The sequence below is a fragment of the Arthrobacter sp. CC3 genome (assembly GCF_039907775.1).
Lineage (GTDB): Bacteria > Actinomycetota > Actinomycetes > Actinomycetales > Micrococcaceae > Arthrobacter.
The window spans coordinates 36,390-49,051 of sequence record NZ_JARCCY010000036.1 but is presented as its reverse complement, the minus strand read 5'-3'; the positions used below and the strand labels follow the sequence as shown (position 1 = coordinate 49,051).

Below are 12,662 nucleotides of genomic sequence, written 5' to 3'. Positions count from 1 at the left end.
CCTGGACCAAGACAGCAGAACAGATCCTCGAATCCATCGGCCGACTTCTGAACCGAATTTCAGGCGCGGGACACTAGGAGCCGGCGGCAGGTCCTGCACTTTCGACGACGGCGGCAGCCGCCTCGGCGGGGTCCGCCTGGTCAAACTGCTCACGCATCTGCGCCGCCCGTCTTTTCCAGGCAGGATCCCCCAGAACGTCAGCCACCGCCCGGGCAATGTCGCCGGACCTGGGCGCCTCGGTCCGCAGACTGATGCCCACGCCGGCGTATTCGACGCGGGCGTTGACGTCGCTCTTGCCCTCGTTGATGCCGGACACCACCAGCGGAACGCCCTTGGACAGGCTCAGCTGCACGCCGCCAAAACCGCCGTTACTGATGAACACATCGGTGTGCTCGAAGACTTTGGCGAAATCCACGTAGTCGCGCACCATGATGTTGGGCTGCGGATACCGGGCCTTCAATTCCTCGGTGCCACGGCCGCCGGTGGCAACGATCACCAGCGCGTCCAGGTCCTTCACGGCTTCGAGCGCAGGGACGATCAGCTTGCCTTGGTCGATGTTGTCCACGGTTCCCTGCGTCACCACGATGGTGGCCGGGTAGGACCGCGGCCGTGCCCCGTCGTCGCCCGGCACCACCTCTGCTGAGCGGGCACCGTCCGCCCCGGGGCCGACAGCCTCCGCTGCCCGGTAGGGAAGAAGCGCGCCGACGTAATGGACCTTCGGATTGACGGTCCGGCGCGGGAAGTCCAGCGACTCCGGGCCCGTTTGGATGACGGCAGCCGCGCAGCGGTACGGTTCATCGGTCAGCCGTCCCCGGCGGGGGACCTCCTGGCCGTACGCCGCGTGCTGCCGCCTGTAGCTCTGGCTGGCAGGCCGGAGGATGACCTTGTCTGACAGCAGCCCCGCCGCGGCCTGGGCGGCTTTTTCTGCCAGGTTGCGGGACGGCTTGAACCCGAAGAAGAGCGGCGGCACCAGGGGGTCGCTTTCCATGTTGGGAATCGCCACAAACGTCACAACCGGCGTGCTCATCAACCGGGAAACCAGCCGCTGGATGAACATGGAGCTGTCCACCACGGCCACGTCGAACGGGAAGTCGCCGCGGAGCTCCCGGATGTCCTCGAAGAAGTGGCTGATGTTGCTGGCAAAGATCTTTTCGCCGTCGAAGCCGATGGCCCGGGGGCCCTTGAGCCTGGCGCGTTCCGGATACAGCTCGTTCAGGTTGTCGCCCCGGTGCTCAATGGCGCGGCGGAACGGGAAGTGCAGAACCTCGAGCCTGCGCAGTTTGTCCGCGAAGACAGGTCCTGTGTACCAGCCGACGTCGTGGCCGCGCTCCCTGAGCCGCACGGCAACGCCGGTCATCGGATTGAAGTGGCCCTCAATGGCCTGGCTGGCGAACAGGATCTTCATGGTCCCCCCGGACTCGCTTTGAGCCTGAGCGGCTCCGCGCCGCGAGCCTGCGGCGCTATGCGTCCAGTTTGGTCAGCGGCGCGTACCTTAGCAATAGCCGCTTCTCGCCAACGCTGAACTTCACCTTCGCGACTGTCTTGTCGCCGGCGCCTTCAACGGCCAGGACCGTGCCGTTGCCGAAACTTGTGTGATTGACCTTGTCCCCCACGCTAACGGCCACCACTTCCTTCTGCGGCTGCACGCGGTTCTTCGCGACGGCGGCGGGCACGTCGGCGTTGAAGCCGGCGGAAGGGCTCGCAGCGTTGCCGCGGGCTGTGCCGGCGCCCCAGAACGAGCCGCTGTACCGGCTGGAGCCGATGGCGGCGCCGCTCCCCCAGCCGCCGACCTGGCGGCTGGTGCCTTCGCGCCGCCATTCCACCAGTTCGGCCGGGATTTCCTCGATGAACTGGCTGGCCGGGTTGTACTGGCTCTGGCCCCACATGCTGCGGACCTCCGAGCGCGTCACGTAAAGGCGCTTCCGTGCACGGGTCAGGCCCACGTAGGCAAGCCGGCGCTCTTCCGCGAGTTCTTTGGGGTCCGTGGCGGACCGCTGGTGCGGGAAGAGTCCGTGCTCCATGCCGGTGAGGAACACCACCGGGAACTCCAGCCCCTTGGCCGTGTGGAGGGTCATCAGCGTGACAACGCCCAGCCGTTTGGCTTCCGCGACGGCGGCATCGATGTCCGCGCCGGGGGCGTCCGGGATCTGGTCTGCGTCCGCAACGAGCGAGACCTGCTCCAGGAAGGCGCCCAGGGATCCTTCCGGGTTTTCCTGCTCGTATTCGCGCACGACGGCGACGAGTTCGGCGAGGTTCTCCACGCGGGACTCGTCCTGGGGATCCGTGCTGGACCGCAGGCCGGCCAGGTAGCCGGTCTGTTCCAGGACGGCTTCCAGGGCTGCCGCCGCGCCGGAGCCGGTGGCCACCTCCGCGAGGTCATCCAGCAGCTTCACGAAGCCCAGCACCGCATTGACCGAGCGGGTGGCCATGCCGGGAGCCTGGTCCGCGCGGCGGGCGGCGGCCATGAACGAAGTGCGTTCGCGTTCGGCAAGGGCAGCCACAGCGCCCTCGGCGCGGTCGCCGATGCCGCGCTTGGGCTCGTTGAGCACCCGCCGGAGGTTGACGTCGTCGTCGGGGTTGACCAGGACGCGCAGGTACGCGAGGGCGTCCTTGATTTCCTTGCGCTCGTAGAAGCGCGTGCCGCCCACCACCTTGTACGGCAGCCCGACGCGCACCAGGACGTCTTCAATCGAGCGCGACTGGGCGTTGGTGCGGTAGAAGATGGCGACGTCGCCGGGGCGCAGGTTGTCCTCGTCCTGCAGCCTGTCGATTTCCTTGGCGATGAACTGGGCTTCGTCGTGTTCGTTCTCGCCCACGTAGCCGATGATTTTGTGGCCCTCGCCCTCGGCGGTCCAGAGCCGTTTCTCCGGCCGGTTGGGGTTGCGCGAGATCACCGAGTTGGCGGCGGAGAGGATGTTCTGGGTGGAGCGGTAGTTCTGTTCCAGCTTGATGGTGCGGGCGTTCGGGTAGTCCTTTTCGAACTCCACGATGTTGCGGATGTCGGCGCCGCGGAAGGCGTAGATGGACTGGTCCGAGTCGCCCACCACGGTGAGTTCGGAGGCCCCGGGTCCCTCGCCCACAATTTCGCGGACCAGTGCGTACTGTGCGTGGTTGGTGTCCTGGTACTCGTCCACGAGGACATGGCGGAAGCGCCGCCGGTAGGACTCGGCGAGCGCCGGAAAGGCCCGGAACATGTAGACGGTCTCGGCGATGAGGTCGTCAAAATCCATGGCGTTGGCCTGGCGCAGCCGCTGGGTGTAGCCCTTGAAAACATCGGCCACGGCTGATTCGAAGGGATCGTTGTGGTTGGCCGACATGGCGTAGGAGTCGGCGTCGATCAGCTCGTTCTTCAGCGCCGAGATCTTGTGCTGGATGGCCTTGGGCGCGAACTTCTTGGGATCGAGGTCCAGGCTCTTGGACACCTGGGTCACGAGGCGGAGGGAGTCCGCGGAGTCATAGATGGAGAAGTTGGACTTCAGTCCGACGTTAGCGGCCTCCTGCCGGAGGATCCGCACGCAGGACGAGTGGAACGTGGAGATCCACATGATCTTGGCCTTGCCGCCAACCAGCGCCTGGATGCGCTCCCGCATTTCCGCGGCCGCCTTGTTGGTGAAGGTGATGGCCAGGATCTCCCCGTGATGCGCCTGCCGGGTGGCGATGAGGTACGCGATCCGGTTGCTGAGTACCCGGGTCTTGCCGGATCCGGCTCCGGCAACGATGAGCAGCGCGCTGCCGGAATGCTTGACCGCTTCCTCCTGCTGGGGGTTGAGGCCCTGCAGCAGTTCATCGGCTCCGGGCAGCCGCGGGTGCGCCCGTTCCCGGTCGGATTCCTGCCCGCCGTTCCCGTACCGTGCAGGATCTTCCCCGCCCCCGGGGCGCGACTTAGTGAGCGCTGCCGCTCGCGGGGCAGCCTTGAACGGTCCGTCGGCGTAGGGGTCAAACAACATATCCATGGTGCTATAAGTCTAGGCGGTGGGGCCGACACTAACGTCCGGGCTTACTCCACCGAGCCGGCTTCGAGGGCCGAACGGAGCTGCCGGACCGCCGTCGTTCCGCCTGCCATGAACCATTCCAGCCCGTTCACACGGACGGTCTCGGCGGCGCCGCCGGCGGCGATCACGATCGCCTGGCCGGGGAGCCAGTCCCATTCGGGGCAGCTGTGCTGGAACCAGCAGTCCAGTTCGCCGTCGGCCACCCGGCCCAGGTCGCACGAGCCCGAGCCGAACATCCGCAGCGCCGCTGCAGCGGTGGCCGCGGCGTGCCAGGGCATGGCGCACAGCGGGTCCGCGAGCCAGGACGGGTGGATGTAGGTTGCGGCACCCTGCTCGGCCAGCGGTTTCCGGGTCCTGGCCCCGCCGTCTTCGTGGAAGGAGGTGATCCGTTCTCCGTTGAGGGTTGCGGGCCGGGTGGTTCCGCCGAGCCACAGCTTGTCCTCTTCGGGCTGGAAAATGGCACCAAGCACGGTCCCGGCAGTGTCCTTGAGGGCGAGCGCGGAGCACCAGTACGTGGAGCCGTGCAGGAAGTTGTACGTGCCGTCCACGGGGTCGATCACCCAGGTCCGGCCGCTGCTGCCCTGGACGGACGCCCCTTCCTCCCCCAGGATGCCGTCGTCCGGCCGGCAGCGGCGCAGCTGGTCGAGGACGTAGGCTTCGGCGGCGTGGTCGGCGGCGGTGACAACATCGGAAACCGACGTTTTTTGCTGCCCTTCCAGGCCGCCCTGGCGCATCATGAGCGCCAGCATCCCGGCTTCCCTGACCAGGGCCTCGGCCAGCTGGTAGTCGTCCAGGCCCGCGTTGAGTTCAGCCGCGCTGTGCCTGCCAAGTTTGTGTCTTCCTAGTTCCGTCACGCGTCCCAGCCTATCCGGGGCCACCCGCAAGGGACAGGAACAGGAACAGAACCAGCGATAATGAACGCATGGCCAAGACACCAGCACAGCGGATCAAGAAACACGGCGCCAGGGCGTCCGTTCCCCAGCATCATCTGCCGCCGGTGATCAACCCGACCACCCGGCGGACGCCGGAGAAGGCGCAGAGCAACAGCAGCCTGATCCTGATCGCGGGCGTGGTGGCCAGCCTCTTCCTGTTCTGGTACCTGCACTTGCTGACGCTGAACCAGCTCACCCAGCTCTCGGGCGGCCTGCCCATGCCCGATTCGCTGATCGGGGGCTTTGACCAGGGCTTCGTGGAGCAGCTGAGGGCGGCCATGAACGAGGACGCCCGCGGCCAGCTCAACTACCTCCACAAGACGGCGGGCACCCTGTTTCCGCTGATCTTCGCCTTCACCTGGCTGCTGCTGATCGGGACCAACGTTGCGCGCAAACCCCTACGCTGGGCGCTCTGGGCGCTCCCGCTGCTGTTCGCTGCGGTCCGGTTGTGGGGGAACGCCGCCATTGATTCGATGATGTCCGCGTCAACGGCCGACGCCGGCCAGGTTGCACTAGCGTCCGTGCTCACTGTTTCCGGCTGGGTGCTGCTCGTGCTGAGCCTGCTGGCCGGCGGCGCTGCGGTGTTTATCGGCCGGAAGCCGCGGAAGTAGCTCCGGGGCAGCGGCCCGCGCCGCCTTCCGCGCCCTCAGCTCCTGCCGCACCCGCTGGGCGATGACCAGCCCCGCCGTGGCCAGGCCGACCGTCACCGGGTAGCCCATGAAGCGCTCCAGCGTGCCCGGCTGGGGCACGGCCATCCCGGTGACGCCGCCGGTCACCAGGGCACCGAAGGAAACTGCGCCGCAGGCGAGGATGAACCAGCCCAGGGGTGACTGCCGCAGCCACAGCACCCCCAGCAGCAGCAGTGCCAGCGCGCCCCCGATGAAATACATCAGGGCGCCGGTCAGATGCACGGCAAACAAGCCGGCGTCTTCGGGCACCAGCCCCACGATGATTGTCCCGGTTCCGGCGGTGAAAGTCAGGACCTTGGCAGCGAGGGCGGTGAGCCAGGGCGCGCGGTGGCCCGGGCCGAAAGCGATCCGTATACCGGGACGGGCTGCCACGCACAAGAGCGCGGAGCTGAGGAGCAATGCCCCCGCGAGCATGCCCAGCCCCTGCACCACGAACGAGGCGTTCATCAGCGCGTGCAGGGGCGAGCAGACGTCCCGGTCCTCGTAGATCCCGCAGTGCACGGCCCCAAGGTCACTGATGTAGCCGGTCCGGCGGTCGTAGGGTTCCGGCCCCGCCCACGCCGCGATCACGGCCGATTCCGCCACGAAGTATTGCAGCACGCTCAGCTTGGCCCACGCCCCGAAATACTCCCGGGCGGAGGCGATATCCGGGAGGAACCCGGCCCGGTAGGACGTTGCTGGTGTTGCTGCAGTCATGCCAAGAGCGTAGTACGGGCCCGTACCTTGTATGCTTGTATCCGTGCCCGAACAGGACGGCCTGTGCCAACCGTTTCGGACGCCCGCCCTCGTAGCTCAGTGGATAGAGCACGGCTCTCCTAAAGCCGGTGTCGTTGGTTCGATTCCAATCGAGGGCACTTGAACTTCCACCTGCGCGCGTACCTGCTGGGCAGCTGGTCCGTGGAGCGCACCTTGTGGGACCGCAGTTCCGGAACCCGGGGGACCTTCACCGGCGTCGCCCTGTTTTCCCCCGCGGACGACGACGGCCTTGACTTCCACGAAGAAGGCACCGTGCGCTGGCCTACTCCGGACGGCGGCGCGTTCACGGGCCCGGCAAGCCGGAACTACATCCTGCAGCCTGCCGATTCCCCCGACGCGATGGACATGACGTTCCCCGACGGACGGCCGTTCCACCGCATGAGCTTCCGGGAAACGGCCAGCCAGGACAACCACTGGTGTGATCCGGACACCTACCGCGTGACGTACGCCCTCCGCGGACCCGACGAATTCAGCTATTCCTGGGACGTCCAGGGGCCCCGGAAGGACCTGCTCCTGGAATCAGTGCTGCGGCGGCTCGCCCCGGACGCGGATGGGCTAGGGTCGTAGCCGTGAAAGACCGCATTGTTGTGTCCGCCGTCTGCGTCTATGACCGCGCCGGCCGCCTGCTGACCGTCCGCAAGCGCGGCACGGACAAGTTCATGCACCCGGGCGGCAAACCCGAACCCGGCGAAACGGCAGCCCAGGCCGCATCCCGTGAACTGCTGGAAGAAGTGGGCATCATCGTGGCGCCGGAACATCTCCAGCTCATGGGCGTATGGCTGGCCGACGCCGCCAACGAGGCCGCCACGGATATCGAGGCCACGGTTTTCACTGCCCCCGGGACCTGGCAAGCGCACCCGTCCGCCGAGATAGCGGAAATCCGCTGGCTGGACCTGGCCGGCGAACTGCCGGCCGATCTTGCGCCCCTGTTGACGGACCACGTCCTGCCTGCCCTCGCCGCCGGCGGCAGGTAGCTTCCCGGGCTAGAACTCCGGCACAGCCTCTTCCACGACGGCGGTCGCCTCGGCAAACTGCGTGCGGTACAGCTCCGCGTACCGGCCTTCCGCCGCGAGGAGTTCGGTGTGGGTACCGCGCTCCACGATGGTGCCGTCCTCCACCACCAGGATCATGTCCGCCGCTCGGATGGTGGACAACCGGTGGGCGATCACGACGGCGGTACGGCCCTCGAGCGCGGCGCCCAGGGCCTCCTGGACCGCGGCTTCGTTGGTGGAATCCAGGGCCGCGGTGGCCTCGTCCAGGATCACGACGCGCGGCTGGGCAATGAGCAGGCGGGCGATGGTGAGGCGCTGGCGTTCGCCACCGGAGAGCCGGTAGCCGCGCTCCCCCACCACCGTGTCCAGGCCGTCCGGGAGCGTCCGGATCATGTCTTCGAGCCGGGCCTGCCGCAGCACATCCCACATGAGCTCGTCGCTGGCCTCCGGCCTTGCCAGGCGCAGGTTGGAGGCGATGCTCTCGTGGAACAGGTGCCCGTCCTGCGTCACCATGCCGAGCGTGTGCCGCATCGAATCGAAGGTGAGGTCGCGGACGTCCACCCCGGTCCCCGGAGTGGTTCCGCCGAAGCGGACGGCGCCGGAATCGACGTCGTACAGGCGGGAGAGCAGTTGCGCGATGGTGGACTTTCCGGCGCCCGAGGAGCCCACGAGGGCGACCGTCTGGCCGGGTTCCACCCGGAAGCTGATGCCGTGGAGCACCTCTTCGCCGCCGCGGGTGTCGAGCGTGGACACGTCCTCCAGCGAGGCGAGCGAGACCTTGTCTGCGGACGGGTAGGAGAAGCGGACGTCGTCGAACTCCACGGACAGCGGACCGGCCGGCGATGACACCGCGTCAGGCTTCTGCTGGATAAGCGGCTTGAGGTCCAGGATTTCGAAGACCCGTTCAAAACTGACCAGGGCGCTCATGATCTCGACCCGGGCGTTGGAGAGGGCGGTGAGCGGCGCATAGAGGCGGGTGAGGAGCAGCGCGAGCACCACGACGTCGCCGGCGGCCAGCTGCCCCTGCAGCGCCAGGAAGCCGCCCAGCCCGTAGACCAGGGCAAGCGCCAGTGCCGAGACGAGCGTCAGGGCGGTCACGAAGGTGAACTGCAGCATCGCCGTCCGCACGCCGATATCCCGGACGCGTCCCGCGCGGGCGGCGAATTCCCGGGATTCCTCGTCCGGGCGGCCGAAGAGCTTCACCAGAGTGGCTCCGGGGGCGGAGAAGCGTTCCGTCATCTGGGTGCCCATGGAGGCGTTGTGCTCCGCGGCTTCCCGGCGCAGGTCGGCCAGCTTGGAGCCCATCCGGCGGGCGGGGATGAGGAAGATCGGCAGCAGGATCATGGCGAGCACGGTCACGAGCCAGGACTTGCCCAGCATCACCACGAGGGTGAGCGCGAGGGCCACGACGTTGCTCACGACGCCGGACAGCGTCCCTGCGAAGGCGGACTGCGCCCCGATCACGTCATTGTTCAGGCGGCTGACGAGGGCACCGGTCCTGGTGCGGGTGAAGAAGGCGATCGGCATTTTCTGCACGTGGTCGAACACCTTGGTGCGCAGGTCCACGATGACGCCCTCACCGATGGTGGAGGACAGCCAGCGCGTCACCAGGCCCAGTCCGGCCTCGGCAACTGCAACGACGGCGATGAGGACAGCCAGCCGGACCACGACGTCGGCACCCACGCCGGCGATGATGGCATCCACCACCTGCCCGGCAAGAACGGGTGTGGCCACAGCCAGGACCGCCATGGCGATGGACAGCAGCACGAAGGCGATCAGCTTGCCCTTGTGCGGACGGGCGAAGCCGAACACCCGCTTGAGCGTTGCCTTCGAGAACGGCTTCGATCCGCTCGAGGCGCGCGTGATGTTGTAAAGGGAGCTCCACGCTACCCGGTCCATGCTCATCGTGACTGGCCTTTCGTGGCACGTTCAGTGGCGCGGCCCGCGTTGCCTTGCGGCGATCCCGCGCCGGCGAGTTGTTCGGTCACCACACCGTCCTCGACGTTCCACCGGACGTCCAGGCGCACATTTTCCAGCAGCCGCCGGTCATGCGTCACCAGAAGCAGGGCGCCGTCGTAGCTTTCCAGTGCTTCTTCGAGCTGCTCGATAGCGGGCAGGTCCAGGTGGTTGGTGGGCTCGTCCAGGACGAGCAGGTTCACGCCGCGGGCCTGCAGGAGCGCCAGCGCAGCGCGGGTCCGCTCGCCCGGGGAAAGCGAGTCGACCGGACGCGAGGTGTGGTCGGCTTTGAGGCCGAATTTGGCGAGCAGGGTGCGGACCTCGGCGGGAGTCAGGTCCGTCAGGACGGCTTCGACGGCGTCACCCAGGTTGAGGTGGCCGGCGAGCAGGCCACGGGCCTGGTCGATTTCGCCGATGGCCACCGAGGCGCCCATGGCGGCGTTGCCGAAATCGGGCTCCCGGATGCCGAGCAGGAGCCGGAGAAGCGTCGACTTGCCGGCCCCGTTAGGGCCCGTGATACCGATGCGTTCCCCGGCGTTGAGCTGCAGGTTCACCGGTCCCAGGGTGAAATCGCCCTGGTGCACGACGGCGTCCCGCAACGTGGCCACCACTGCACTGGACCGCGGCGCCTGGCCAATGCTGAACTGCAGCTGCCACTCCTTGCGGGGTTCCTCGACCTCATCGAGCCGGGCGATCCGGGACTCCATCTGGCGCACCTTTTGGGCCTGCTTCTCCGACGATTCTGTAGAGGCGGCGCGGCGGATCTTGTCGTTGTCGGGGCTCTTCTTCATGGCGTTGCGAACGCCTTGGGAGCTCCATTCGCGCTGGGTCCTGGCGCGGGAGACGAGGTCCGCCTTCGTGGACGCAAACTCCTCGTAGCGCTCCCGGGCATGGCGCCGCGCGACGGCGCGTTCCTCCAGGAACGCCTCGTAGCCGCCGTCGTAAACAGCCACGGAATTCTGGGCCAGGTCCAGTTCCACGATGGTGGTGACACACCGTGCCAGGAACTCACGGTCGTGGGACACGAGGACCACACCGCCACGGAGGCCCTGGACGAATGCTTCCAGCTTGGCCAGTCCGTTGAGGTCCAGGTCGTTGGTGGGTTCATCGAGCAGGACCACATCGAAACGGCTCAGCAGCAGGGCGGCCAGCGCCACCCGCGCGGCCTGTCCGCCGGAAAGTCCGGTCATCAGCGCTTCCGGTCCCACGTCCAGGCCAAGGTCGGCCAGGACCGGCGCAATCCGTTCGTCAAGGTCGGCCGCGCCGGAGGCCATCCAGCGGTCGAAGGCCAGGGAGTAGGCGTCATCCGCGCCGGGGGCGCCGGACCCCAGGGCCTCGGCAGTGGATTCCATGTCCGCCGTTGCCTGGGCGCAGCCGGTGCGGCGTGCAACGTAGTCCGCCACGGTTTCCCCGTCCACGCGTTCGTGTTCCTGGGGCAGCCAGCCCACGAAGGCATCGGCCGGGGCCAGGTTCACCGTGCCGGCCAGTGGCTGGTCCACACCGGCCAGGAGCCGCAGCAGGGTGGATTTGCCCGCGCCGTTCGCTCCAACGACGCCCACGACGTCGCCGGGCGCCACTGTGAGGGAAAGTTTTGAGAAGAGTGTGCGGTGGTCGTGACCGCCAGAAAGATCTTTGGCAACTAGGGTTGCAGTCATTAGTCCATCCTCTCACTGCGGCCCAAAACGGCCTGAAATCCCGCCGGGCATGGAGGAACCCGCTGGTCCGGACTTGGGGGGTGTACGGACCAACGGGTTCGACCATTTAGCATAGTTCATATACCCCCCGCCGTAAAATCGACCGACGAATCCAGCCCGCCCCACCCTGCAGGAAGCCATCCATGCCACTCCCCGCCAAGGCGTTCCAACGCTGGCTTCACGGAATTGCACCCCAGGCGAGCACTGCCGATATCTGCAGGATCTCGGGGGTCAAGCGGACCACGTTGGCGCAGCAGCTGGTCCGCGGGAAAGTGGCGGAAAGCACCGTTGTCAGCATCAGCCGGGCCTTCAACATCAACCCCGTGGCGGCACTGGCCACCTTTGAAAATTTCGGCGAGCTCGGCGGGAGTCCGCTGCTTCCCACCGCCGCCGAGCTGGTCAGCCAGATCGCCACGATGGATTTGCTGAAGGCAGTCATTGCCCGCTCCGCCGAGGCTGCGCGAGCGGGCGACACGGACCAGCCGCAGCCGGCCCCGCCGCTGACCCCCGTTCCGCATGCGACGTCGGTGAAGAACTGGGTGGACGCAATCGACGACGGCGAGCTGCGGCACCGGGTGTCGGCAGCCACGGGAATCGCCCCGCAAAACTACTCCGCGCAGCTGACCGCCAACCGGCTGACTCCCGAGCTGGCCATCGCCACGGCCAAGGCGGCCGGCACCGGCCTGACCGGCGGGCTGGTGGCCACCGGCATGATCACCGAGGCGGAGGCCGGCTGGCCGCGGGGGGCGCGGCAGGCAGCCCTGGACGCGTTGTCCGATGGGGAGCTCGCCGCCCTGGCCGGTGACCGGCTGCAAGCATTGGGGAAGACCCTCAAGCGCCAGGAACAAGACCACGAACAAACCAAAACGATCTGGGAGAACCTCGGATGATCGAGATCCTGCAATGGTCCACGCTGGCAATTTGTTGTGCCGCCGCCGTGGCCCGAATTCCAAGCGCCGTCAGGGGTGAGAACAGGTCGCTTTTCTACATTTTCGTACTGGCCACCCTGGCGATCCTCCTGAGCATCGATGGCCCGTACATTGCCATCGACCGGCTGCTCGGAGGCACCAACGTCGCCAACCTCATCCTTCGGTTCGTCATCTTTGCCGTCATCTTCTTCATCGGGCTGCGTTTCATCAGGGGCTTCGGCGCCCATGGGGCGCGGCGGTGGCTCCTGGGCATGCCCGGGCTGCTGGTGCTTGGCGTTATTGCTGCCGCCATGGTCGTCTTCTTCGCCATGATGGATTCGTCCGGCTCATCGGCGGGGCTTGTGGCTGTGTCCCAGAGCAGCGAGAGGAATGCCCGGCTCGTCGAATATTATGGCGCCGCCGGGCGCGCCTATCCTGCCTATGTCTCCCTGGTGCTGCTCCCCGCCATGGCGAAGGCCGTTGCCAGCCGGCTGCCGGTGCTGGTCCGGGCAGGGGCGCTTCTGCTGGCTGTCGGCGGCATCTCGCTGGCCATAAGCCTGCTTTTCCCTTTCATTCCGGCACAGTGGCACTTCCTCAGATTCATCATCAATTACGGGGCCGCGCTCTGCTTTGTCCTCGGCCTTGCCGCCTTTTGGGCTGCGCGGGTCCGGGCGACCCAAATGAGCACCCGGAAGTCATCTACTGCAAAGTAGACTTAGTGCTTTCACAAAATCATTAGAACG

General features: G+C 67.1%; 11 protein-coding genes and 1 tRNA gene. 6 read left to right on the top strand and 6 right to left on the bottom strand.

Going from position 1 to position 12,662, the window contains the following annotated elements; translation table 11 throughout:
• Positions 1-73 precede the first annotated feature (73 nt).
• The 3 genes from PV761_RS18530 to PV761_RS18520 are packed head-to-tail and all read right to left on the bottom strand — an operon-like array spanning position 74 to position 4,846.
• Complete coding sequence (locus tag PV761_RS18530) at positions 74-1,405, bottom strand: nucleotide disphospho-sugar-binding domain-containing protein (protein WP_347899011.1); 1,332 nt, start codon at positions 1,403-1,405, stop codon at positions 74-76.
• Positions 1,406-1,460: 55 nt separating this feature from the next.
• Entirely contained in the window at positions 1,461-3,953 is a 2,493-nt protein-coding gene (pcrA, locus tag PV761_RS18525; protein ID WP_347899009.1) for a DNA helicase PcrA, read from the bottom strand.
• Positions 3,954-3,997: 44 nt separating this feature from the next.
• The gene (locus tag PV761_RS18520) at positions 3,998-4,846 is read right to left on the bottom strand and encodes an inositol monophosphatase family protein (RefSeq protein WP_028271291.1); all 849 of its coding nucleotides are present in this window, start codon (positions 4,844-4,846) and stop codon (positions 3,998-4,000) included.
• A 68-nt stretch (positions 4,847-4,914) separates the two neighbouring features.
• On the opposite strand from PV761_RS18520, the gene PV761_RS18515 reads away from it, so the two are divergent.
• Complete coding sequence (locus tag PV761_RS18515) at positions 4,915-5,535, top strand: hypothetical protein (RefSeq protein WP_347899007.1); 621 nt, start codon at positions 4,915-4,917, stop codon at positions 5,533-5,535.
• On the opposite strand, the gene PV761_RS18510 is transcribed toward PV761_RS18515, so the two are convergent.
• Positions 5,437-6,309, bottom strand: a complete 873-nt coding sequence (locus tag PV761_RS18510) for a hypothetical protein (RefSeq protein ID WP_347899005.1) — start codon at positions 6,307-6,309, stop codon at positions 5,437-5,439. The two genes, PV761_RS18515 and PV761_RS18510, sit on opposite strands and share 99 nt — an antisense overlap.
• Positions 6,310-6,394: 85 nt before the next feature.
• Here PV761_RS18510 and PV761_RS18505 point away from each other — a divergent pair.
• The 3 genes from PV761_RS18505 (at position 6,395) to PV761_RS18495 (ending at position 7,343) form a co-directional block, all read left to right on the top strand.
• Positions 6,395-6,467: transfer RNA gene (locus tag PV761_RS18505), tRNA-Arg, on the top strand.
• A gap of 1 nt (position 6,468) precedes the next feature.
• Complete coding sequence (locus tag PV761_RS18500) at positions 6,469-6,936, top strand: DUF6314 family protein (protein ID WP_028271294.1); 468 nt, start codon at positions 6,469-6,471, stop codon at positions 6,934-6,936.
• Between the two features lie 2 nt (positions 6,937-6,938).
• Positions 6,939-7,343: an NUDIX domain-containing protein gene (locus PV761_RS18495; protein ID WP_028271295.1), complete on the top strand. Its 405-nt coding sequence runs from the start codon at positions 6,939-6,941 to the stop codon at positions 7,341-7,343.
• Between the two features lie 9 nt (positions 7,344-7,352).
• On the opposite strand, the gene PV761_RS18490 is transcribed toward PV761_RS18495, so the two are convergent.
• Both PV761_RS18490 and PV761_RS18485 read right to left on the bottom strand, forming a co-directional pair.
• Complete coding sequence (locus tag PV761_RS18490; RefSeq protein ID WP_347899002.1) at positions 7,353-9,266, bottom strand: ABC transporter ATP-binding protein; 1,914 nt, start codon at positions 9,264-9,266, stop codon at positions 7,353-7,355.
• A complete protein-coding gene (locus tag PV761_RS18485; protein ID WP_347899000.1) occupies positions 9,263-10,972 on the bottom strand; it encodes an ABC-F family ATP-binding cassette domain-containing protein in 1,710 nt (569 codons plus the stop codon). Before PV761_RS18485 ends, PV761_RS18490 begins: the two co-directional genes overlap by 4 nt.
• Positions 10,973-11,154: 182 nt before the next feature.
• On the opposite strand from PV761_RS18485, the gene PV761_RS18480 reads away from it, so the two are divergent.
• Positions 11,155-11,901 carry a hypothetical protein gene (locus PV761_RS18480; protein WP_347898998.1) on the top strand — a complete coding sequence of 249 codons (747 nt, stop codon included), beginning with the start codon at positions 11,155-11,157 and terminating at the stop codon, positions 11,899-11,901.
• On the top strand, positions 11,898-12,632 hold the full coding sequence (locus PV761_RS18475) for a hypothetical protein (protein WP_028271299.1): 735 nt from the start codon (positions 11,898-11,900) through the stop codon (positions 12,630-12,632). The genes PV761_RS18480 and PV761_RS18475 overlap by 4 nt, the downstream gene beginning before the upstream one ends.
• Positions 12,633-12,662 lie beyond the last annotated feature (30 nt).

Coding starts and splice junctions, on each gene's coding strand:
- PV761_RS18530 (WP_347899011.1), bottom strand. CDS start 1,405: ATGAAGATCCTGTTCGCCAGCCAGGCCATTGAGGGCCACTTCAATCCG.
- PV761_RS18515 (WP_347899007.1), top strand. CDS start 4,915: ATGGCCAAGACACCAGCACAGCGGATCAAGAAACACGGCGCCAGGGCG.
- PV761_RS18480 (WP_347898998.1), top strand. CDS start 11,155: ATGCCACTCCCCGCCAAGGCGTTCCAACGCTGGCTTCACGGAATTGCA.
- PV761_RS18475 (WP_028271299.1), top strand. CDS start 11,898: ATGATCGAGATCCTGCAATGGTCCACGCTGGCAATTTGTTGTGCCGCC.
- pcrA (WP_347899009.1), bottom strand. CDS start 3,953: ATGGATATGTTGTTTGACCCCTACGCCGACGGACCGTTCAAGGCTGCC.
- PV761_RS18490 (WP_347899002.1), bottom strand. CDS start 9,266: ATGAGCATGGACCGGGTAGCGTGGAGCTCCCTTTACAACATCACGCGC.
- PV761_RS18485 (WP_347899000.1), bottom strand. CDS start 10,972: ATGACTGCAACCCTAGTTGCCAAAGATCTTTCTGGCGGTCACGACCAC.
- PV761_RS18510 (WP_347899005.1), bottom strand. CDS start 6,309: ATGACTGCAGCAACACCAGCAACGTCCTACCGGGCCGGGTTCCTCCCG.